Here is a 21,810-nt window from a genome sequence, read left to right as displayed (position 1 = left end):
GGATCCCTCGTCGTCGGCGGCGGCGCGCGAAACCGCGCGACACCCGTACAACCCGGCTATACCCGTTCTGTTGCCACAATCAATCCCGTGACCTCACTGAACGCGTCCCCGGTGGCGGCGGTGGTCGGCGCGACCGCCGCGGGCAAGTCCGACCTCGCCGTGGAGCTGGCGCTGCGGCTGGACGGGGAGGCCGTCAACGCCGACTCGATGCAGCTCTACCGCGGCATGGACATCGGCACCGCCAAACTCACCCGTGCCGAGATGCGCGGCGTCCCGCACCATCTGCTCGACATCTGGGACGTGACGCGGACGGCCAGCGTCGCCGAATACCAGCGGCTCAGCGCCGACACGATCGCGGACATCCAGTCGCGGGGACGGGTCCCGATCCTCGTCGGCGGCTCCGGCCTGTACGTGCGGGCCGCGCTCGACCGGATGGAGTTCCCCGGGACGGACCCGTCCGTCCGCGCGCGCTTGGAGGACGAACTCGCCCGGGTCGGTTCCGGTGAGCTGCACGAGCGGCTGCGCGGGCTCGACCCGGCGGCGGCGGACGCGATCCTGCCGAGCAACGGGCGGCGGATCGTCCGGGCCCTGGAGGTCATGGAGATCACCGGACGCCCGTTCACCGCGACCCTGCCCGAGCACGTGTACCGGCACGGCTCGGTGGCGCAGGTCGGGCTGAGCGTCCCCCGGGACGTGCTGGACGAGCGCATCGCCCTGCGGGTGGAGCGGATGTGGGACGCGGGCCTCGTCGACGAGGTCCGCGAGCTGGAGAAGCGCGGCCTCCGGGACGGCCTGACCGCCGGGCGCGCCCTCGGCTACGCGCAGGTGCTCCGCTTCCTCGCGGGGGAGTGGACCGAGGACCGGGCCAAGGACGAGACCATCCGAGCGACCCGGCGCTTCGCCCGCCGCCAGGAGTCCTGGTTCCGCCGCGACCCGCGCGTCCAGTGGCTCCCCTACGACGCCTCTGACCTGGTCGAACGCGCGCTCGCCCTGGTCGTCGAGGCGTCCAGTCGAGGCTCCCGGACGAGGCCCTAGTATCGAAGGCATGCGGTTCGTCAAGGGGCATGGCACCGAGAACGACTTCGTGATCCTGCCCGATCCGGACGGCGCGCTCGACCTCACGGCGGACGCCGTGGCGCGGCTGTGCGACCGGCGGGCGGGGATCGGCGCGGACGGCGTCCTGCGGGTCGTCCGGTCGAAGGCGGCGGGCCTGGAGGCCGGCCTGGACGCGGGCGACGCCGAGTGGTTCATGGACTACCGCAACGCCGACGGCGGCATCGCCGAGATGTGCGGCAACGGGCTGCGCGTCTTCGCCCGCTACCTGGTCGAGACGGGCCTCGCCGCGCCCGGCGAGTGGGACGTCGCGACCCGCGCCGGGCTCCGCCGCGTCACGCTCGGGCCGTCGGGGGACGTGTGCGTCGACATGGGCCCGGCGTCGATCCTCGGCGCCGGGGAGGCGTCCCTCGCGGGGACGGTGTTCCAGGGCGAGCGCGTGTCCGTGGGCAACCCGCACCTGGCGTGCCGCGTGGACGGCCCGGTCGCCGCGCTCGACCTGTCGCGCGCCCCGGGCTTCGACCCCGCCGTGTTCCCGGACGGGGTGAACGTCGAGTTCTTCCGCACGGTCGGGGACCGGCACCTGGAGATGCGCGTCTACGAGCGCGGCTCCGGCGAGACCCGCTCGTGCGGGACGGGCACCGTCGCGGTCGCCGCCACCGCCGCCGCGCAGGCCGGGGACGGCCCCTCGGAATGGACGGTGGACGTCCTCGGCGGGCGGGTCACGGTCGCGCTCGGCGAGGCGACGGCCCGCCTGACAGGCCCGGCGGTTCTGGTGGCCGAGGGGGAGACGTGGCCGGGATGGCTCTAGGCGCGGTTCCGCGGCGGGAATCGGGGCCGTCCAACGAGGTCCCGGCTCGAACGGGACAATTGTCCCTCACCAACGGGACCTTCCGCCGCATAACTTCTTTCTTGCACACCCTCTGGTGAATGGCCCGTATGGACCGGGATGGGAGCCTCGGTGCCGTACGGAGCCTGAGGGCCGGTGGCGACCTTCTTGGCGGGGGGCGGTCACCGGCCCTCCCACCGGGTGGGCCGGGACGAGACCCGGCGAACCGCCAAGATGACGCCACCGCTCAGGTGCCGGCGCGCTCTGCCGAGCCGCTACGGATGGACCCCGTTGACCGGGAGCCGGGCGCGCACCAGCGTCCCGCCCTCGGGTCCGGGCCCCACGGTGCAGGTTCCGCCCAGTTCGGCCGCGCGTTCTCGCATGGACGACATGCCGATCCCGGAACGCACGTGCGACGGCAACCCGACTCCGTCGTCCCCGACCGTGACGTCGAGGTCGCCGTTCAGATGGAGCCGCACCACCGCGCATCCCGCCCTGGCGTGCCGGTGCACGTTGGTCAGCGCCTCCTGGACGATCCGGTAGGCGGCGACCTCGGCGGCGGCGGGCAGGCCCTTCAGATCGCCGTCCACATGGACGTCGACCTTGGGACCGTCCCCGGTGGCGACCACACCGCCGAGGGCCTGGATGGCTCCCTCTAGGCCGAGGTCGTCCAGCGCGGGCGGACGGAGCCCGTACACCAGTTCGCGGATGTCGCCGATGGTGCGTCCCATGGTGGCGCGCAGGCTCTCCAGCAGCGCGTCGACGGCCTCGGGGTCGGTCTTCAGCGTGATGCGGGCGGCGTCGACGGTCATCGCGAGGCTGGCGAGCGTCGGGCCGAGCCCGTCGTGCAGGTCGCGGCGGAGCCGGCGGCGCTCCTCCTCGCGGGTGCGCAGGATGTGCTCGCGGGACCGCTGGACGTCGGCGGCGAGCCGCGCCGCGTTCGCCAGCTCGGCGAGGTTGCGGGCGAGGATGCCGGACAGCCGCGCGTCCGGGGTGCGGGTGACGCCGAACAGCAGCCGCCCGACCGGCTCGCCGTGCCACACCAGCGGGATGAGCTGCGGACGGTCGCCGAGCATGCCGTCCTCGGCGGAGATCGTCCGGCCGTCGCGGTCGAGCACCTCGATCAGGACGCCGGTGGCGTGCAGCGCGGAGCGGGCGACCTCGGCGGCGACGGCGAGCGCCGCGCCCGGGTCGGCGGCGGTCTGCAGCCGCCGGTTCAGCCGGTCGGCGATCCGGTACGGGTCGCGCTCGCCGTGGATGAAGCCGTCCACGGTGCGCTGGAGGCGGCGCCGGACGGGCTCGAACACCGCGCCCGCGACGATCGCCCCGGCGAGCCCGGCGAGGGTGCCCCGGCCGTGCGCCATCAGTCCGGCGGCGCCGACCAGCGCGAAGTACACCCCTGTGATCACGACGACGAGGCCCGCGTACACCAGCGTCCGGCTGACCACGAGATCGATATCGTAGAGCCGGTACCGGGTGATGGCGATGGCGATGCAGATCGGCACGGCGACGATCGTGATGTTGCGGACCGGGTCGCCGATCGGGCCGTTCTCGCCCACGTAGATGATGCCCTCGGCGAGCAGGCCGGGATAGACCACCCAGCCGATCTGCCGCCGGACGTCCGGCGGCGCCACGACGAACCGGATCAGCATCGACAGCAGGCCCGCCGCGAGCGTGCCGATGATGATCGCGCTGATGGCCACGGGGATCTCACCGAACGGATACACCGAGACGCCGTTGTGCCAGCGCCGCACACCGGGGTCGAGCGTCACGTGCACGCAGACGATCACCGGGACGAGGCAGGCGAGCACGAGCACCGGCCGGAACCAGCGCGACACCAGCCGTCCGTCCGGGAAGATCAGCGGCAGGACGAGGGTCAGGGCGTAGGTGTCAATGGCCCAGAGCCAGGTCGCGAGCCATTTCACGAACCCGGCGGCGGGCTTGTCGTGCAGCTCGAACCAGGGGCCGAGGTTGAGCGAGAGGATGTAGACCGAGGCGCTGAAACCGGCCCCGAGCATGAGCCAGCCGACCGAGAGCCGGGGCCGGTGCCGGAGCAGGACGGCGGCCGCCGGGGTCCAGGCGAGGGCCACGAGGATCTCCGGGTGCCACCAGACCATCCGCAGGTCGGCGGGCAGTTCCGTGCCGATGGCGAGGGACGTCGCGACGAGCAGCACGGCGCCCAGCGCGAGCAGGAACCCGACGCGGCCCGCGCCGCGACCGCGTTCTGCCGTCTCCACATGCACTCCCCTGGACCGAAAGTAATGGAATGTTAAAGCGTCTGGCTCCTTGTCCTGCAGCCCTAAGGGCGTCCGCCTCAGGACACCGGGATGGGGTGCGGCCGAGACTGGGCCCGTCACGGCACATCGGTGCGTGCCGTGATGGTAACCGCGGATTCCGGCGGTGAGAACGGAAGGCGCAGGTCAAGCTCGTCCGATCGGACGTTCTGGACATGTCCCTCCCGCGTCGCCGCCGGGCGGGGCAGCGCGGCGCGGGCGGCGCCGCTGAACCTCACAGGGGCGGGTTCGGATCGTCGCCGGCGCCGGCCCGGAGGACGGCGCGGAACGAATCCGGACGTCGCGACCGGCACTTTTCGGACGCGGGAGCGGGCCGGTCGGTTGTCAGGACGTCCGGGTCAGGCCAGTTGAGTCAGGTCGCCGGACTCCGCGGGGCGGGAGGCGTGTCTGCGCCATGCGCCGATCAAAAGGGCGGGTTCATGCCATCCGAGGCGTCCGCGACCGGATTCCGCGGCGCGGCCGGAGTCCGGGTGGGCTTTCAGACGGGCCTCGGACGGGCCTCAGGCGAGCCTCAGGTGAGCGGGGCCAGCATGCTGTCGCGGGTGAGGGCCGCGATGCCGCGCCGGAGTTCCTCCGGCGAGATGTCCTTGACGATGAGCCGCTGCAGCAGGAACCCGGGCATGATCGCGAACAGCGCCTTCCCGGCGGCCGCGACGTCGGTGCCCGGGGGGAGCAGCCCGGCGTCGACCAGGCGGCCGAGGTAGTGCGTCCACGTGTCGCGGATGCGGGTGAGGTTCTCGGCGACGTACCGGGCGATCTCCGGCTCGTGCACGGCGAGCGCCCATGCCTCGGGGGCCAGCCGGAGCGGGCCGCCCTCGTCGGACAGCTCGGTGAGCCTGACCGCGAGCCGCTCGACCAGCTCGTCGATCGGCAGCGGCGGGTCGGTGTGCACCAGCTCGTGGAAGAACGCCTGCAGCTCGCCGACGACCGACGCGATGTTGGCCTCGATGATCTCGTTCTTGCTCTTGAAATACCGGTAGACGGCGCCCGCGGAGAGCCCGGCCTCGGCGAAGATGTCCTGCATGGACGTGTCGTGGATGCCCTTGCGGACGAAGCAGGCGCGCGCCGCGTCGAGGATCTGGCGGCGGCGGCGTTCGAGGTGCTCCTCGCTGACTCGCGGCATGCGGACAATATAAAACGAACGTTCGTTTCTTGACAAGCCGGAAGCGCCGGTGCCACGCTGACGGCGTTAAAGAGAACGGACATCCGATTTATTAGGAGCCGTGATGCGGTCCTCCCTCGCCCGGCGCACCCTCGGCGTGGCCGTCGGCGCCGCGCTGCTGCAACTCCTCATGATCACCGCCTTCTGCTGGCCCGCGGCGCGGACGGCGCCCCGCGACGTGCCGATCGTCGTGACCGGGCCCGGGTCCGCCGCCGTCGCGCAGCGGCTGGAGCGGGAACGTCCCGGCGCGTTCGACGTCGCCGCCGTCCGGGACGAGGCCGCCGCCCGCGCCGCGCTCACCGGCCGCGACGCCTACGGCGCGATCGTCACGACGCCGTCCGGCCCGAAGGTGCTCACCGCGTCGGCCGCCTCGCCGCTCGTCGCGCAGCAGCTCGACGCGCTGGCGCGGGGGCTCGGCGGCGGGGCGGCGGACGCGGCGGCGCCGGCCGTCCAGGACGTGGTCGCCGCCGACCCGGACGACCCGCGCGGGGCCGGGCTCGGCGCGCTCGCGCTGCCGCTGATCATGTCCGGGCTCGCCGCCGCGGTCCTGCTCACCTTCGCGGTCCCGGCGGCGGGGTGGCGCGCGCCGGGCGCGGTGCTGTTCGCCCTGCTCGGCGGATTCGGCGCGGCGGGCATCGCGCAGGGCTGGCTGTCGCTCCTGCCCGGCCCGTACGTCGAGCTGGCCGGGGTGATGTCGCTGGCGATCCTGGCCGTGACGGGCACGGTGGCCGGTCTCGCCGCCGTCGTCGGGCGCGCCGGGATCGGCCTCGGCGGGCTGATGTTCCTGCTGCTCGGCAACCCGCTGTCCGGCGCCACGTCGGCGCCCGAGCTGCTGCCGCGGCCATGGGGCGAGATCGGCCAGTTCCTGCCGCCCGGGGCGGCGGTGACGCTGCTGCGGTCGGCGGCGTTCTTCGACGGCGCGGGCGCGTGGCGGCCGCTCGCCGTCCTGGCCACGTGGGCGGTCGCGGGGCTCGTGCTGCTGACCGTCGGCGGGCTGCGCGGGCGCGCCCGGGACGAGACCGCGCGCGACCGGGAGCCCGCCCTCATCTGACGCTTTCTCCCGCTACTCCGGACGTTTCTCCAGCGCGGAATGTGATCAATCAGTAGCATTCTGTGATTCTGTCGGACGTCCGAGAGGGAGAGATGGCGGCGTTCCTGCTGCGCCGGGTGGCGAACCGGCTGGCGCTGGGCGTGCTGGCCATGAGCCTCGGCTACCTGCTCGCCGCCGCGGCCCTCGACCCGCGCGCCGGGTACGAGGGCCGCGTCCCGCGTCCGCCGGACGCGGTCGTCGAGGCTCGGCTCACCGCCCTCAACCTCAACGACCGGACCCCGCTGGCCGACCGGTATAGGAGGTGGGCGGCGGGCGTCCTGCACGGCGACTTCGGCCGGACGTCGGACGGCCGGGCGGTGGGCGGCGAACTGCGGCGGCGGCTCGGGGTGAGCCTGCGGCTGCTGACCGTCGGGGCCGTGCTGGGGAGCGTGGTCGGCGTTTTCGTGGGTGCCTATGCGGCGATGCGACGTGGGCGGGCGGCCGATCGGCTCATCAGTTCCGGGTCCTATCTGCTGGTTGCTGTTCCGGTCTTCGTTCTCGCGGTGTTGTTGCAGGTGGCGGCGGGGGCGGCGAATGACGCCATGGGCGTGCGGGTGTTTCAGTGGGTCGGCGAGACGACGCCGGGGGAGTCCGGGTTCCTCGACCGGGTTCAGCATTTGGTCTTGCCGACCATCACCATTGGGCTGACGCAGTTCGCTTTGTACTGCCGGTATCAGCGGGGTCTGATGCTGGACGTTCTGCACGCTGATTTCGTCCGGACGGCGCGGGCCAAAGGGCTGCGGCGGCGGAGTGCTCTGCGGAGGCACGGCCTGCGCACCGCCGTGGCGCCGATGGCGGCCTATTTCGCCTACGCCTCCGGACTGCTGCTCCTTGGTGGCGTCTTCACCGAGAAGGTCTTCGGCTGGCACGGGATCGGCGAATGGCTCGTCGACTCGATCGGCCGCGGGGACGTCAACGTCGTCGCGGCGATCGGATGCCTCGCGGCGTGCGGGATTTCGTCGGCCGGGCTCGCCTCCGATGTGCTGCAGGGCGTTCTGGATCCGCGCGTCCGGGCGGCGGCGTGATCGCAGGCGGTCGGCGGGTGGTCGCCGGGGCGGTTCTGCTGGTCGTGTTGGTGGCGTTCGTGGTCGCCGGGCCGCTCGTTTCGCCTTGGAATTGGGACGAGATCGACTTCTCCGCCTTTCGTGAGGGGCCGTCCGCCGCCCATTGGCTCGGCACTACGCGGAGCGGGCGGGACGTGTTCGCCCTCACTTTGCGGGGCGCGCGGACATCGCTGATCGTCGGCTTGGCCGCCGCCGCGATCTCGACCGGGCTGGCCGCCGTCGTTGGGGCCGTCGCCGGATACGCGGGCGGTGCGCTCGACCGCGGACTGATGTGGGGGACCGACGTGCTGCTGATCCTGCCGCCGCTGCTCGTCGTCGCCGTTGTGCGGCCGGGAGGCGGAATGGCGGTTCTCGTGCCATCGCTGGCCGCGTTCATGTGGATGGTCACGGCGCGGGCGGTGCGCGCCGAAACGGTTTCGCTGCGCGGGCGTGAACATGTGCTCGCCGCGCGGTTTCTCGGTGTGCGGGCGCCGCGAGTGCTCGTCCGGCATGTGCTGCCGCAGCTCGCGTCGCTGCTGGCCGTGGACGCGAGCCTGAACGTCGGAATCGCGATCGTCGCGGAGAGCGGCCTGTCGTACCTGGGGTTGGGTGTTCGCCCGCCGGACGTTTCGCTGGGCGTCCTGATCGCGGACGGCGGCGGTGTTGGAGGAGCCTTTCCCTGGCCGTTCGGCTTCGCGGCCGTTCTGCTCGTTCTCATCGTCCTGGCGGTGAATCTGATGGGAGATGGATTGCGCGACGTCTTCGATCCGGAGTCGCGGTGACGGTGTTACGGGTGACGGATCTGACCGTCCGGTATGCGCGGGACATTGCCGCCGTGCAGGGCGTGAATCTCGCGGTTGGGGCGAACGAAGTGCTCGGAATCGTCGGTGAGTCGGGCTCCGGTAAGAGCACGCTCGCGCTCGCTTTGATGGGGCTGCTGCCGGAAAAGGCGCACGTGGACGGATCCGTGCGGCTGGGCGGGCGGGAGCTTCTCGGACGATCGGACGCCCAGCTCTCCCGGATACGCGGCAGGGAAATGTCGATGGTGTTCCAGGACGCGATGTCGGCGCTCACTCCCGTCCGCACGGTGGGGAATCAGATAGCGGAGGCCGTCCGCATCCATTCGCGGGTCGGCCGGGCGGCGGCGCGTGCGCGGGCCGCCGAACTGCTCGGGCTCGTCGGCGTCGCCGCGCGTAGGGCGGATGCCTATCCGCACGAGCTTTCCGGCGGAATGCGGCAGCGCGTGCTGATCGCGATGGCGATCGCCAACGAGCCTTCAGTCGTCATCGCGGACGAGCCGACCGCATCCTTGGACGTGACCGTCCAGGCGCAGGTCATGGACGTGTTGCGGGCCGTGAAGGAGGCTTCGGGAGCCGCGATCGTGCTGATCAGCCACGACCTGGGCGTCGTGGCCGGGCTCGCCGACCGCGTCATGGTCATGCGCGCCGGACGGGTGGTGGAGTCGGGCGCGGTGGAACAGATCTACCGCGCCCCGACCGCTTCGTACACGGTCAAATTGGTGCGGTCGATTCCACGTCTGGATGAGGCGTCAGTGCGGGAACCGCGGGACGGCCCTCTCGTGCTGGAAGTGGACGGCCTCGTCAAGCATCACCGAATTCGGCGCCGTGGCGGGACGGTCCGCGCTGTAGACGGCATCGGATTCGACGTCCGGGAAGGCGAGACGCTCGCGCTGGTGGGGGAGTCGGGGTGCGGAAAGACCACGGCGCTGATGGAGATCATGCGTTTGTCGCGCCCGGGGAAAGGGCGGATCTCCGTTCTCGGCCAGGACACCGCCCGGTTGAACGGTGCACGGCGGCGAGCGCTGCGCCGCGCTGTGCAGATCGTCTTCCAAGACTCGCGTTCGTCTTTGAACCCGCGCATGCGCGTAGCCGACATCCTCGTCGAGCCACTGGTCACGCATGGGACTCCGGCGGCGCGGGCGCGGGAGCGCGTCAGCGAATTACTGATATCGGTGGGGTTGCAGCCCGGCCACGGACGCCGTTATCCGCACAGCCTTTCGGGTGGGGAGAGACAGCGCGTCGGCATCGCCAGGGCGCTCGCTCTGGAGCCGCGCCTCCTGCTGCTGGACGAACCCGTCGCCGCCCTTGATGCGTCATCACGCGACGAGGTCATGAACCTTCTCGAAGAACGGCTCGACATGGCATGCATGTTCGTCGCGCACGACCTGGCGGTCGTCCACCGCCTCGCTTACCGGGTCGCGGTCATGCACATGGGACGCATCGTCGAGATCGGCCCAGTGGACGACGTGTATGGCAGGCCAGCCCACCCCTACACGCGCGCGCTTCTCGACGCCGTCCCGATTCCCGATCCGGTTCTTGCGAGGCGTCGTGACCGCGTCGTCCTGCGAGGAGAACCACCCGATCTGATGGAGCCTCCCATCGAATGCCGCTTCCGTTCCCGCTGCCCCCGATACGCGATGCTCACCGCCACCGAAAGAAGCTTGTGCGAAGAACACGACCCCGCCATGTTGCCGGGCACCGACCGAATGGTCGCCTGCCATCACCCACTCGTCGGCGTGGAGGCCGGGAGGTGAAACGCATACTCGGCGCGATTCTGCTCCTTGCCGGGACGGGCTGCAGCGCGGGCAATACCTCGACCGCGCCCGCGAGCCTCCCCGCCTCCGACGTGAACCCGGTGCCGCGAGCCCGAGTCGCGAATGGAGGCACGTTGCGCTGGCCCCTGCCGGAGTTCCCGTCCCAATGGAATTTCCATCACGTCAACGGCACGAAGGGCGTCGTGAACCACGTCATCCAAGGTGTGCTGCCCTATCTGATGCGCGCGGATGAGAAGGGCGTGCCGCATGCCGTCCCCGACTACCTCAGGTCGGCGACGCTGTCGCGGAGCGCCCACGGCCAGACGGTCACCTACCGGCTCAACCCGCGCGCCAGATGGTCGGACGGCCGTCCCATCGGATACGACGATTTCGCGGCTCAAGCCCGCGCCTTATCCGGACGCGATCCGCGCTACGAGGTCTCCACGACGACCGGCTACCGCCAGATCAAGTCAGTCGACAAGGTCGCCGCCGAAAACGTCGTCAAGGTGACCTTCCACAGCACCTATTCCGACTGGCGCAGCCTGTTCAGCCCGCTCTACCCGTCCACGGCCTACGAGACGCCCCGCGCGTTCAACACCGCCTGGACGAACCGTCTCCCCGCGACCGCGGGCCCTTTCAAAATCAACGCGATCGACCAGACGGCCAAAACCGTCACCCTCGTCCGCGACCCCGCCTGGTGGGGCGCGCCCGCGAAACTCGACCGCATCGTCTACAGAACGATGGACACCGCCGCGATGCCCGGCGCGTTCGCCAACCACGAGATCGACCTGATGGACGTCGGTCTCGACGCCGACGCCCTGGAACGCGCTGAGAAAACCCCTAAAGCGGAAGTTCGCCGAGCGGGAGGGCCGGACTGGAGGCAGTTCACGTTGAACGCCGCCGGGCCCGTCCTGTCCGACGTCCGCGTGCGGCGCGCTGTCATGCTCGGCATCGACCGGCGGATCCTGGCGAGAGCCGACCTGTCCGGGCTCGGCGTCCCGGTGCAGACGCTCGGCAACCATTTCTACGTCAACACCCAGAACGGCTACCGCGACAATTCAGCGGAGTACGGAACGTACGACCCCGCCCGCGCCCGACGTCTCCTGGACGACGCGGGCTGGAGACCCCACGGGAAGTACCGCGCCAAGGCCGGACGGACGCTCGCGCTCCGTTTCGTCTTCCCGTCCGGAGTCCCGATCAGCGAACGCGAAGCGGAACTGACCCGCGCGCTGCTCGAACGAATCGGCATCAGGCTGGACATCGAACCCGTCCCCGCCGACGACGCCTTCGACCGCTACGTCGCACCCGGGAACTTCGACATCGTCCCGTTCTCTTGGCTGGGTTCGGCTTTCCCCGTCTCGCCGTTGAAGTCTGTCTTCGCACGGCCGCGCGGCCAAAGCGTCCAGCAGAACTACTCCCGCACCGGCACTGAGGCCATCGACAGAGCCATCGACCGTGCGGTCGCGGAGGTCGACCCCGTGAAGGTTCGCGTTCTTGTGAACGAGACCGACCGGCTTGTCTGGAGCCAGGCGTCGGTGTTGCCGCTGTATCAGCGTCCCCAACTCGTCGCCGTCCGAGCGGATCTCGCGAACCTGGGTGCTGGCGGCTTCTTCGAGCCCGCCTACCAGGACATCGGTTTCACCACTAAGGGAAGCTGAGCCGTATGCCCTTGCGGTCGCTAGTGAACCGGGCGTTCCACACGTAGAGCCGCACGTCGTCGGCCGACAGGCCGGCGTCGACCGGGAGGTCGGTGGCGATCCGCACCACGTACGACGCGCCCGCCGGGATCATCGTGCTGCCGTTCTCGTCGACGGGCGGCCTCGCCCCGTCGATCCTGGCGGTGATCTCGCTGTGGTTGGGGAGCGTGCACATGTCGTCCGGGATGCCGGGCTGCGGCATGCACCGCTCCCGCGCGTCCTCCGGCACCCGCGCCTTGGGCAGGAACAGGTCGGCGGGGTAGTCCAGCAGGACGGGCCGCCGCTGGCTGTTGGTCAGGACGTAGTCGGCGTACGCGTACGTCGTCCCGGACGGGGGAGCCTTCGTGGCGCCGAGCGGCTGCCCGTCGGTCCCGGCCTTGACGGCGGCGAGGCTGTACCCGTAGCCCTCCGGCGTCACGAAGTCGACCGGCGCGCCGGTCTTCGGCGCGGCCGCCGAGGGGCCGGGAGCGCCGGTGTCGGCCTGCCCGGCGGAGGCCGGACGGGCCGGGCCGGTACCGGCGTCGCCGCCGGGCCGGAGGACCGCGATCGCGGCGGCGACGGCGGCGATCCCGACGGCGCCCGTGAGGGCCCCGGCGAGGCCGATCCGCCCGGCGTTGCTCTTCTTCCTCCGGCGGTGCGACCGGCGGGGCTGGTGGCTGTTGGACATGGTCTCTGCGTGCTCCCTCTGGCCCGCTCCAGGCACGGTAAGCGCGTCCCATCTCAAGGAGGTGGACACGATACCCGACCGTGTGAATCGGTCGTCGTCCAGGTCAGGGGGTTACGAAACGCGCGTGAGGAGGGTGTCGGGAGAAAGGCCGCGCAGCGAGGCGTCCAGCACCTGGGCGGTGTGCGCGACGGCGATGGGGGCGCCGCGGCGGCGCAGCGCGGTGGCGATCTGCATGGAGCAGCCGGGGTTGGCGGCGACGAGCAGCTCGGCGCCGGTGGCGTCCACGTTCACCGCCTTGCGGTCGCCGAGCTCGGCGGCGGCCTCCGGCTGGAACAGGTTGTAGGTCCCGGCGGACCCGCAGCAGATCTCCGGATCGGCGATCTCCCGGACGTCCAGCTCCGGGATCGCGGCGAGCAGCGCGCGCGGCTGGCTCCGCACGCCCTGCGCGTGCGCGAGGTGGCAGGCGTCGTGGTAGGCGACGGTGACCGGCAGCGGCGCACGCTCCGCGCGGGGGCCGAGCTCGGCGAGGAACTCGGCGAAGTCGCGGGTCTTGGCCGTCAGCGCGTCCGCCCGCCGCGACCAGGCCGGATCGTCGGCGAGGAGTGCCCGGTAGTCCTTCATGGCCGAGCCGCAGCCCGCCGAGTTCACGACGACGACGTCCACGGATTCGAACGTCTCGATCGTCCGGCGGGCGAAGGCGCGGGCCTCGTCCTCGCGGCCGGAGTGCAGGGACAGCGCCCCGCAGCACCCCTGTCCCTTCGGGATGACGACGTCACAGCCTTCGAGGGCGAGGACGCGGGCCGTGGCGGCGTTGACGCCGGGGAAGAACTCGCCCTGCACGCAGCCGGACAGCATTCCCACCGTCGCGCGGCGTTCGCCCCGGGCCGCGACTTGTTCCGGTAGGCGCGGCGTCCTGCCGAGTGGCGGCGCGAGACGCTCCATCGCGGCGATCGACGGCGAAATGCGCTCCAGCACGCCGCTGCGTCGCACGAGCCGTTCCAGACCCGATTTCTGGTACGCGCGCAGAGGGCCGCGCAGAGCACGGAGCCTCCGCCTGTACGGGAACAACTGGAAGACCATTTCCCGTATGGCGCGCTCCTTCAGCGAACGGGGGTGCTCGCGTTCGACGTCCGCGCGGGTCATCTCGATGAGCCGGTCGTACTGCACCCCGGACGGGCAGGACGTCACGCACGCCATGCAGCCGAGGCAGGCGTCGAAATGCTGCACCATCGCGTCGCTGAACGGCTCCCCGTCCACGTGCTGCTGCATGAGATGGATGCGGCCCCGGGGCGAGTCCATCTCCTCGCCCCACAGCGTGTACGTCGGACAGGTCGGCAGGCAGAAACCGCAGTGGACGCAGTCGCCGAGCAGTTTCGGGAGGTCGTCCTGGGCGCTCATCAAATCCCTCCCACGAATCGTCCGGGGGACAACCGGTGGTCCGGGTCGAACTGGTCTTTCACGCGCCGCATGAGCGCCAGCCCTGGAACCGGGCCCCACACATCTATCTCACCGCGTACTTCCTCAGGCGCGTAGCGGACGACGGCGCCGCCGCGGTGGCGGCTCAGCGCGTCCCTCAACTCGCCCAGCACGGTCGCCACCTTCTCCGGGGTCGAACCCGTGGGAACGCCGACGTGACCGTGTCCGCTTCCACTCCAGGTTACGGCGGTTTCCGGCCCGAGCGTAGTGAGGACGTCACGGAGCGCGGGTGGTGGAGCGGTGACGTCTATGAGGGTGGTGCCGTCCGGGTAGCGTCCCCAGCCGTCTGGTGCCGATTCCGCGATTTCGGCGTTCTCGCCTAGCAGTTCGGCGATTTGCCGTGCGCGTACGTCAACGCCCTCTGGGACGCCCTCTAGAAGAACGGCGACCGTCGCAGGGCCGATGTATTCGAGCGCACTGGGCGCCACCGCGGAATGCAGGACGGTCTGGACGGCGTCGAAAGCGTCCTCGGGGCCAGTCACCCGACAGGACACGAACGCTGTAGCCGACGGCACCGGATGCAAGCGGAACGTGGCGTCCACGATGAGCCCGAGGGTTCCGAACGAACCGGAGAAGAGACGTCCGAGGTCGTATCCGGCGACGTTCTTGACGACCTTCCCGCCGGATCGCGCGATCTGACCGTCCGCCCGGACGATCGTCAGCCCGATGACCAGGTTCCGCGGCGTCCCGTACAGCGTGCGCAGCGGACCGGACGCGCCCGTGGCGATCGTCCCGCCCACGGTCGAGCCCGGCAGGGGGACGTCGAGCGCGAGCCGCTGACCGCGCTCCGCGAGAAGCGCGGCGAGCCGTTCCATCGGCAGACCCGCCTCCGCCTTCGCGACGAGGTCCCCTGCGGCGTGTTCGATCAGCCCGTCCATCCGGTGGGTGTCGACCAGCAGATCGCACCGTTCTGGAGGTGTGCCCCAGTCGAGGCGGGTCTCGGCCCCACGCGGGACGACCGCCAGACCCTTCTCAGCGGCGACGCGCATGACATCGGCGGCCTCGGAAGCGTCTTTCGGTGCGGCGACCAGAGCGGGCTCCACCCCGAGGACGCCCTCCGCAGGCTCACCCGGCCTTACATCACCGCAGACCTTGGCCAAGGCGTCGATGGGCTGCATCAGAAGAGGTCAGCCTTTCCCTCGTACGGGTGGGGGCCCTTGCGCACACCGGGAACCTCGCCGCACAGACGCGGCGTGGGGAACACCTTGCCTGGGTTGCACAGTCCCGCCGGGTCGAATCCGCAGCGGACCATCTGCATCGTGTCCAGGTCGGCTTCGGTGAACATCCGCGGCATGTAGCGGGACTTGTCCACTCCCACGCCGTGCTCGCCCGTGATGGAGCCGCCGTGCTCGATGCACAGGTCGAGGATCGCCCCCGAAACCTCCTCCGCGCGCTGCTCCGCGCCCGGCTCGGCGTCGTCGAACAGCACCAGCGGGTGCAGGTTCCCGTCACCCGCGTGGAACACGTTCGCCACCCGCACGCCAGACTCGGCGGACAGCGCGTCGATGCTCGCCAGGACCCGCGGCAGCACCGTCCGGGGGATCACGCCGTCCTGGACGATGTAGGCCGGGCTGATCCGGCCGACCGCCGCGAACGCCGACTTGCGCCCCTTCCAGATCAGCGCCCGCTCCGCGTCGTCGGCGGCGATCCGGATCTCGAACGCGCCCGCGTCCCGGCACAGCCGCTCGACCTGGGCGAACTGGGCCGCGACCTCGGGTTCGGGGCCGTCCAGCTCCACGATCAGCACCGCGCCCGCGCCAGGCGGGTACTCGCAGCGCACCACCGCCTCCGCCGCCTCGATCGACAGGGCGTCCATCATCTCGATCGCCGCCGGGACGACGCCCGCGCCGATGATCGCCGACACCGCCGCGCCGCCCGCCTCGATCGAGCCGAACGCCGCGAGCAGCGTCTGCACGGTCTCCGGCAGCCGCGTCAGCCGCACGGTGATCTTCGTGGTGATGCCGAGCGTGCCCTCCGCCCCGACGAACACGCCGAGCAGGTCGTAGCCGGGGCCGTCCGCGGACAGCTCGACGATCTCCCCGTCCGGCGTCACGACCTCGCAGGACAGCACGTGGTGCGCGGTGAACCCGTACTTCAGGCAGTGCGCGCCGCCGGAGTTCTCCGCCACGTTCCCGCCGACCGAGCAGATCTGCTGGCTGGACGGGTCGGGCGCGAAGTAGTACCCGTACTGCCGGACGGCCCGCGTCACGTCCAGGTTGATCACGCCGGGCTCGACCACGGCGCGCTGCCCCGGGATGTCGACCTCCAGGATCCGCCGCATCCGGGACGTGACGATCAGCACGCCGTCCGCGCGGGGGAGCGCCCCGCCGGACAGTCCCGTCCCGGAGCCGCGCGCCACGTAGGGGACCCCGGCCGCCGCGCACTCGCGCACGATCGCGGCGATCTGCTCGGCGGTGTCGGGCAGCACGACGATCCCCGGCGTCGACCGGTGGTTGGTCAGCCCGTCGCACTCGTACGTGCGCAGCCGGACCGGGTCGGTGATCACCCGGTCGGCCCCGAGCAGCTCCGCCAGCCGGCGTCCGAGCCCGCCGGGCAGCGGCTCGTCGAGCGACGGCTCGTCGAGCGACGGCTCGTTCACCAACGGCTCGTTGGACAACGGTTCCACCTTTTCCACGATCCCCGATATCGGCTCAGGGGCGAACCCTTTGGAACCCATGTTCCTCGGCGGACGCGGGTTCCAAAGGGTTCGTGCCCGCGGGGTCTACGGGAAGCTCTGGTAGGCCGGGATCGTGAGGAACTCGGAGTACTCGTCCGCCAGGGTGACCTCCTTGAACAGGGTCACGGCCTGGTCGTAGCGGGGCTCGTTGTACGCCTGGCCCAGCTCGTCCTTGATCTTGGCCAGCTCCTCGTCCAGCAGCTCCTCGACCCACTCCCTGGTGATCTTGCGGCCCTCGGCGGTGGACACGCCGTTGCGGATCCACTGCCAGACCTGCGAGCGGGAGATCTCCGCGGTCGCGGCGTCCTCCATCAGGTTGTGGATGGCGACCGCGCCCGCGCCGTCCAGCCAGGTGGCGAGGTAGCGCAGCGCCACGTCGATGTTGTTGCGCAGGCCCGCCTCGGTGATCTCGCCCGGGGTGGCCTTGATGTCGAGCAGGTCGGCGGCGGTGACGCGCACGTCCTCGCGGAGCCGCTCGCGCTGGTTCGGCCGGTCGCCGAGGACGCCGTCGAACACCTCCCGGCAGACCGGGACGAGGTCGGGGTGCGCCACCCAGGAGCCGTCGAACCCGTCGCCCGACTCGCGGGCCTTGTCCGCCCGGACCTTCTCCAGCGCCATCTTGTTGACCCGCTCGTCGCGGCGGGACGGGATGAACGCCGCCATCCCGCCGATCGCGTGCGCGCCGCGCTTGTGGCACGTCCGGACGAGCAGCTCGGTGTAGGCCCGCATGAACGGCGCGGTCATCGTGATCGCGTTCCGCTCGGGCAGCACGAAGTCGGCGCCCCGGTCCCGGAACTTCTTGATCACGGAGAAGAGGTAGTCCCAGCGCCCGGCGTTCAGGCCCGCGGAGTGGTCGCGCAGCTCGTAGAGGATCTCCTCCATCTCGAACGCCGCCGGGATCGTCTCGATGAGGACGGTCGCGCGGATCGTGCCGCGCGGGACGCCCAGCGCGTCCTGCGCGATGTTGAAGGCGTCGTTCCAGAGCCGCGCCTCCAGGTGCGACTCCATCTTCGGCAGGTAGTAGTAGGGGCCCTTGCCCTTGGCCAGCTGACGGCGCGCGCAGTGGAAGAAGTACAGGCCGAAGTCGAAGAGCGATCCTGACATGGGCTCGCCGTCGACGAGGAGGTGCTTCTCGTCCAGGTGCCAGCCGCGCGGCCGGACGACGATGGTCGCGAGCTCCGCGTCGTCCTTGAGCGCGTAGGACTTCCCGCTCTTGTCGTCGGTGAAGTCGATGGAGCGGTCGAGGGCGTCGCGGAGGTTGAGCTGCCCTTCGATCATGTTCGTCCACAGGGGCGTGTTGGCGTCCTCGAAGTCGGCCAGCCACACCTTCGCGCCCGAGTTCAGCGCGTTGATCGTCATCTTCCGGTCGGTCGGGCCGGTGATCTCGACGCGGCGGTCCTCCAGGCCGGGCGCGGGATCGGCGACCCGCCAGGCGTCGTCCGCGCGGACGTCCGCGGTCTCGGGGAGGAAGTCGAGCGTCCCGCCCTCGGACAGGGCGCGCTGCCGGTCGGCGCGGGCGCCCAGCAGCTCCCTGCGCCGGGCGCCCAGCTCGCGCTGCAGGGAGGCGAGCAGGCCGAGCGCCTCCGGGGTCAGGATCTCCTCGTACCGATCGCCGAGGGGTCCGGTGACCTCGATGCCGTCAAGTCCAGCCATCTGCGCCATCCCTTTCGTATAGTGAAATTTGGGTTCTGGTATGTGGAGAACGGTACTTGGCGTGGTCGAAGGCGGTCAAAGCGGGGTGGTGCGGTGGCCGGACGCGCCAGGTGGCGTCTGCGCACCCCCGCGTTCACCGGGACACGTCCCCGCGCGCGCTTGCGTCAACCCAGGGAGATAACCGCGTGACCACCGAAGAGGGCCGTGAGACGATCGGCGGGAAGAAACGGCGGGAAGACCGGGAAGACACGGCCGTGCCGCGGCGTTCTACCGAGGACATATGACTCAACCTTTTTCTGCAGACCAGACCCAGACCTCCGAAGAGTTCGAGTACGAGCCGATGACCGGCGAACTCGACCTTGAAGACCGCCGGGCACTGCGCCGCGTCGCGGGGCTGTCCACCGAGCTGGAGGACGTCACCGAGGTCGAGTACCGCTCGCTCCGCCTGGAGCGGGTCGTCCTCGTCGGCGTCTGGACGGACGGCACCGCCGAGGCCGCCGAGAACTCCCTGCGCGAGCTGGCGCTCCTCGCCGAGACCGCGGGCTCGGAGGTGCTGGAGGGACTCGTCCAGCGCCGCTCCCGGCCCGACCCGGCCACCTACATCGGCTCCGGCAAGGCCGCCGAGCTGCGCGACATCGTCATCGCCACCGGCGCCGACACCGTCATCTGCGACGGCGAGCTGGCCCCGAGCCAGCTCCGGCACCTGGAGGAGACCGTCCAGGTCAAGGTCATCGACCGGACCGCGCTGATCCTCGACATCTTCGCCCAGCACGCCAAGAGCCGCGAGGGCAAGGCGCAGGTCGAGCTCGCGCAGCTCGACTACCTGCTGCCGCGGCTGCGCGGCTGGGGCGGCAACCTGTCCCGGCAGGTCGGCGGGCGCGCCGCGGGCGGCGTCGGGATCGGCGGCCGCGGCCCCGGCGAGACCAAGATCGAGCTGGACCGGCGGCGGATCCGCACCCGGATGGCCAAGCTGCGCCGGCAGATCGCCGAGATGTCCAAGGCGCGCGACACCAAGCGCGGCGAGCGCCGCCGGCACGCGGTGCCCGCCGTCGCCATCGCGGGCTACACCAACGCGGGCAAGTCGTCCCTGCTGAACCGGCTCACCGGCGCGGGGGTCCTGGTGGAGGACGCCCTGTTCGCCACCCTCGACCCGACCGTCCGGCGGGCCGAGACGCCCGGCGGGCGCGCCTACACGCTCGCCGACACGGTCGGGTTCGTCCGGCACCTGCCGCACCAGCTCGTCGAGGCGTTCCGCTCGACGCTGGAGGAGGTCACCGACGCGGGGCTGATCCTGCACGTCGTGGACGGCTCCGACCCGGCGCCCGAGGACCAGCTCGACGCCGTCCGAGAGGTGCTGCGCGAGATCGGCGCCGCGGAGATCCCCGAGATCGTCGTGATCAACAAGGCCGACGCCGCCGACGACCTCGCGATCGCCCGGCTCCAGCGCCGCGAGCCGCACAGCGTCGTCGTGTCCGCCCGCACCGGGTTCGGCATCGACGAGCTGCGCGCCGCCATCGAGGCCGACCTGCCGGGGCTGGAGAGCGAACTGCGGGTGCTCGTGCCCTACGACCGGGGCGACCTCGTCGCGCAGGCGCACGAGCGCGGCGACGTGCTCAAGCAGGAGCACGTCGCGGACGGCACCCTGCTGCACGCCCGCGTCCCTGCGGACCTCGCCGGCGAACTGGCCCGCTACGAGGCCGTCACCCCGACCGCCTGACAGGACGACCCGACCGTCCGGCGGGATCGGGTGACCGTTTGGCGGAACGGGTCGACCGTCTGGCGGAACGAAGCGGCGTGTGGCCGGTTCGTGCGAACCGGGCGGCGGAACCGATCGTCTGAACAGACTGTCCGGATGGTTCGTAGGAACCGTCCGTCCGAACCGACCGGCGGCCCGCCGGGTCCTGAGCGGCCCGGCGGGTCTCCGAGGTTCCGGACGACTCTCCGTTAGATTCGGACCCGTCCAGAATCCGCGGCCCAGCCGATCCTCGTCGCTGAACGGTGACAGCTTCACGATTCGGCTTGACGGTGCGGTTGAAATCCGTACGGTCGTAGAGCTAAGGGGCGGGGAGATGGCTGTCGAAGCGCTGCTACCAGAGGTTGTCGGACGGGCCTTCGGTGCACTACCGTGACGAAACCGATATCTCCGGTCTCGTTGCCCAGTGGTGGTCGTCCGATCACCCGACCCACCAATGGTGAGTCGCCGGCATCCAGTCGGCGTTTCGGATCGAGAGCAGGTGGCCCACTCCATGAAAGATCCAGGCGCCAGACCGAGAGCAGGCGGCCGGCCACGTCCTCACGCCACGTCCGAGCACCGCACCGACGCGCCGTCGCCGCGCGTCGCCCCTGACCGCGCTGAAGCGCACATCGTCCCACTCAGGTCGGTGACCCTATGACGGTACGGCTGTTGACGAACATCGGCAGGCTCTGGACGGGCACCGACGTCTGCAGCAACGCCGCCGTCCTCATCCACGACGACCGGATCGTCTGGGCCGGGCCCGCCTCCGACCTCCCGCAGCGCGTCCCCGGCATCATCGACGACATCGTCGACGTCGACCACGTCGAGAACCTCGGCGGCGGACTCGTCACGCCAGGGCTCATCGACGCGCACTCCCACCCGGTCTACGCGGGCAACCGCTGGGCGGAACTCGCGATGCGCACGAGCGGGTCGTCCCACTCCGCCATCACCGCGGCGGGCGGCGGCGTGAACTCGACCGTGACCGTCACCCGAGGGACCGACCCGTGGACGCTCTGCAACGGCGTCCGCGAACGGCTCCGCCAGTGGATCCTCGCCGGTACGACCACCGTCGAGGCCAAGACCGGCTACCACCTCACCCGCGACGGCGAGCTCGCCGACATCCGGATGCTGCGGTCGCTGGAGGGCGAGCCGTCCATGCCGCGCATCCACGCGACGTTCCTCGCCGCGCACATCCTGCCGCCGGAGTTCTTCGGACGCCGCCGCGACTACATCGAGGCCGTCCGGCTGTGGGCGGGCGACGCCGCCGTGGCCGGCGCCGACTCGATCGACGTCTACTGCGACGAGGGCCACTTCACCGCCGAGGAGGCCCGCGCCTTGCTGCTCACCGGCAAGCGCGCCGGGCTGAAGGCCCGCATGCACGCCTGCGCCAACGAGCGCGTCGGCGCCGCGCAGGTCGCCGCCGAGGTCGGCTGCGCGTCCGCCGACCTGCTCACCCAGGCCAACGACGACGACATCAAGGCCCTCGCGCACGCGGGCGTCACCGCCACCGTGTGCCCCGGCAGCTCGCTCAACAGCAGCCGCGCGCCCGCGCCCGTCCGGCAGATGCTCGACCGCGGCGTCACCGTCGCGCTCGGCACCGACCACAACCCGGGCCAGTGCGGCATCACGTCCATGCCGCTGGTCATCGGGCTGTCCGTCGCGATGTTCGGGCTGAGCGTCACCGAGGCGCTGCGCGCCGCCACGCTTGGCGGAGCCGCCGCCCTGCGCGTCGGCGACCGCGGCTCGCTCGCGCCCGGCATGCTCGCCGACATCGTCCTCTGGGACGCCGACCACGAGGGCGCGTTCGCGTGGGCGTTCGGCCTGCGCGCACTGCGGATCTGGCGCGGCGGCGTGCCCGTCCAGCCCTGACCGCCGCCGTT

Annotated in this window: 16 protein-coding genes; 9 read left to right on the top strand and 7 right to left on the bottom strand. The window is 71.2% G+C overall.

The annotated features are described in order from the left end of the window. The first annotated feature begins 111 nt into the window (after positions 1–111). Together miaA and dapF are read left to right on the top strand one after the other, a co-directional pair. A complete protein-coding gene (gene miaA, locus FXF68_RS21235) occupies positions 112–1,035 on the top strand; it encodes a tRNA (adenosine(37)-N6)-dimethylallyltransferase MiaA (RefSeq protein ID WP_148762392.1) in 924 nt (307 codons plus the stop codon). Between the two features lie 10 nt (positions 1,036–1,045). Then, positions 1,046–1,864, top strand: a complete 819-nt coding sequence (gene dapF, locus FXF68_RS21230) for a diaminopimelate epimerase (RefSeq protein ID WP_148761835.1) — start codon at positions 1,046–1,048, stop codon at positions 1,862–1,864. Positions 1,865–2,157: 293 nt separating this feature from the next. Here the strand turns inward: dapF and FXF68_RS21225 are convergent, their stop codons facing one another. After that, the gene (locus FXF68_RS21225; protein WP_246178839.1) at positions 2,158–4,119 is read right to left on the bottom strand and encodes a sensor histidine kinase; all 1,962 of its coding nucleotides are present in this window, start codon (positions 4,117–4,119) and stop codon (positions 2,158–2,160) included. Between the two features lie 568 nt (positions 4,120–4,687). Beyond that, entirely contained in the window at positions 4,688–5,299 is a 612-nt protein-coding gene (locus FXF68_RS21220) for a TetR/AcrR family transcriptional regulator (RefSeq protein ID WP_148761833.1), read from the bottom strand. A 103-nt stretch (positions 5,300–5,402) separates the two neighbouring features. Between FXF68_RS21220 and FXF68_RS21215 the strand changes: the two genes are divergently transcribed. The 5 genes from FXF68_RS21215 (at position 5,403) to FXF68_RS21195 (ending at position 11,683) form a co-directional block, all read left to right on the top strand. After that, positions 5,403–6,389 carry a hypothetical protein gene (locus tag FXF68_RS21215; protein WP_148761831.1) on the top strand — a complete coding sequence of 329 codons (987 nt, stop codon included), beginning with the start codon at positions 5,403–5,405 and terminating at the stop codon, positions 6,387–6,389. Positions 6,390–6,481: 92 nt separating this feature from the next. After that, positions 6,482–7,453 carry an ABC transporter permease gene (locus tag FXF68_RS21210; protein ID WP_148761829.1) on the top strand — a complete coding sequence of 324 codons (972 nt, stop codon included), beginning with the start codon at positions 6,482–6,484 and terminating at the stop codon, positions 7,451–7,453. 59 nt (positions 7,454–7,512) lie between these two features. After that, a complete protein-coding gene (locus FXF68_RS21205) occupies positions 7,513–8,253 on the top strand; it encodes an ABC transporter permease (RefSeq protein WP_246178838.1) in 741 nt (246 codons plus the stop codon). 11 nt (positions 8,254–8,264) lie between these two features. Next, complete coding sequence (locus tag FXF68_RS21200; protein ID WP_342787154.1) at positions 8,265–10,025, top strand: dipeptide ABC transporter ATP-binding protein; 1,761 nt, start codon at positions 8,265–8,267, stop codon at positions 10,023–10,025. Beyond that, on the top strand, positions 10,022–11,683 hold the full coding sequence (locus tag FXF68_RS21195) for an ABC transporter family substrate-binding protein (protein ID WP_187438051.1): 1,662 nt from the start codon (positions 10,022–10,024) through the stop codon (positions 11,681–11,683). The genes FXF68_RS21200 and FXF68_RS21195 overlap by 4 nt, the downstream gene beginning before the upstream one ends. On the opposite strand, the gene FXF68_RS21190 is transcribed toward FXF68_RS21195, so the two are convergent. From FXF68_RS21190 to aceB, 5 genes are all read right to left on the bottom strand, one after another. Continuing rightward, the gene (locus FXF68_RS21190; protein WP_148761821.1) at positions 11,670–12,389 is read right to left on the bottom strand and encodes a hypothetical protein; all 720 of its coding nucleotides are present in this window, start codon (positions 12,387–12,389) and stop codon (positions 11,670–11,672) included. The two genes, FXF68_RS21195 and FXF68_RS21190, sit on opposite strands and share 14 nt — an antisense overlap. A 111-nt stretch (positions 12,390–12,500) precedes the next feature. Next, positions 12,501–13,787, bottom strand: coding sequence for a (Fe-S)-binding protein (locus FXF68_RS21185; protein WP_148761819.1), 1,287 nt, complete (start codon positions 13,785–13,787; stop codon positions 12,501–12,503). Beyond that, positions 13,787–14,983 (bottom strand): FAD-binding oxidoreductase, encoded by a 1,197-nt coding sequence (locus tag FXF68_RS21180; protein WP_148761817.1) that lies wholly within the window; start codon positions 14,981–14,983, stop codon positions 13,787–13,789. Before FXF68_RS21180 ends, FXF68_RS21185 begins: the two co-directional genes overlap by 1 nt. Continuing rightward, on the bottom strand, positions 14,983–16,422 hold the full coding sequence (locus FXF68_RS21175) for an FAD-linked oxidase C-terminal domain-containing protein (protein ID WP_246178881.1): 1,440 nt from the start codon (positions 16,420–16,422) through the stop codon (positions 14,983–14,985). Before FXF68_RS21175 ends, FXF68_RS21180 begins: the two co-directional genes overlap by 1 nt. A 165-nt stretch (positions 16,423–16,587) precedes the next feature. Then, entirely contained in the window at positions 16,588–18,195 is a 1,608-nt protein-coding gene (gene aceB, locus FXF68_RS21170; RefSeq protein ID WP_148761814.1) for a malate synthase A, read from the bottom strand. Positions 18,196–18,475: 280 nt separating this feature from the next. Between aceB and hflX the strand changes: the two genes are divergently transcribed. Further along, positions 18,476–19,912, top strand: a complete 1,437-nt coding sequence (hflX, locus tag FXF68_RS21165; RefSeq protein WP_425458608.1) for a GTPase HflX — start codon at positions 18,476–18,478, stop codon at positions 19,910–19,912. A 672-nt stretch (positions 19,913–20,584) separates the two neighbouring features. Then, positions 20,585–21,799 carry an imidazolonepropionase gene (gene hutI / locus FXF68_RS21160; protein WP_067884426.1) on the top strand — a complete coding sequence of 405 codons (1,215 nt, stop codon included), beginning with the start codon at positions 20,585–20,587 and terminating at the stop codon, positions 21,797–21,799. Positions 21,800–21,810 lie beyond the last annotated feature (11 nt).

It is taken from the genome of Actinomadura decatromicini, assembly GCF_008121305.1.
Lineage (GTDB): Bacteria > Actinomycetota > Actinomycetes > Streptosporangiales > Streptosporangiaceae > Spirillospora > Spirillospora syzygii.
The sequence above is the reverse complement of the archived record's forward strand: the minus strand, read 5'-3'. Positions and strand labels throughout refer to the sequence as shown.

Excerpts from the sequence above, each read along its gene's own strand:
- FXF68_RS21185 (WP_148761819.1), bottom strand. The coding sequence starts at position 13,787 with ATGAGCGCCCAGGACGACCTCCCGAAACTGCTCGGCGACTGCGTCCAC.
- FXF68_RS21190 (WP_148761821.1), bottom strand. The coding sequence starts at position 12,389 with ATGTCCAACAGCCACCAGCCCCGCCGGTCGCACCGCCGGAGGAAGAAG.
- FXF68_RS21180 (WP_148761817.1), bottom strand. The coding sequence starts at position 14,983 with ATGCAGCCCATCGACGCCTTGGCCAAGGTCTGCGGTGATGTAAGGCCG.
- dapF (WP_148761835.1), top strand. The coding sequence starts at position 1,046 with ATGCGGTTCGTCAAGGGGCATGGCACCGAGAACGACTTCGTGATCCTG.
- aceB (WP_148761814.1), bottom strand. The coding sequence starts at position 18,195 with ATGGCTGGACTTGACGGCATCGAGGTCACCGGACCCCTCGGCGATCGG.
- hutI (WP_067884426.1), top strand. The coding sequence starts at position 20,585 with ATGACGGTACGGCTGTTGACGAACATCGGCAGGCTCTGGACGGGCACC.
- FXF68_RS21215 (WP_148761831.1), top strand. The coding sequence starts at position 5,403 with ATGCGGTCCTCCCTCGCCCGGCGCACCCTCGGCGTGGCCGTCGGCGCC.
- FXF68_RS21210 (WP_148761829.1), top strand. The coding sequence starts at position 6,482 with ATGGCGGCGTTCCTGCTGCGCCGGGTGGCGAACCGGCTGGCGCTGGGC.
- hflX (WP_425458608.1), top strand. The coding sequence starts at position 18,476 with ATGACTCAACCTTTTTCTGCAGACCAGACCCAGACCTCCGAAGAGTTC.
- FXF68_RS21220 (WP_148761833.1), bottom strand. The coding sequence starts at position 5,299 with ATGCCGCGAGTCAGCGAGGAGCACCTCGAACGCCGCCGCCGCCAGATC.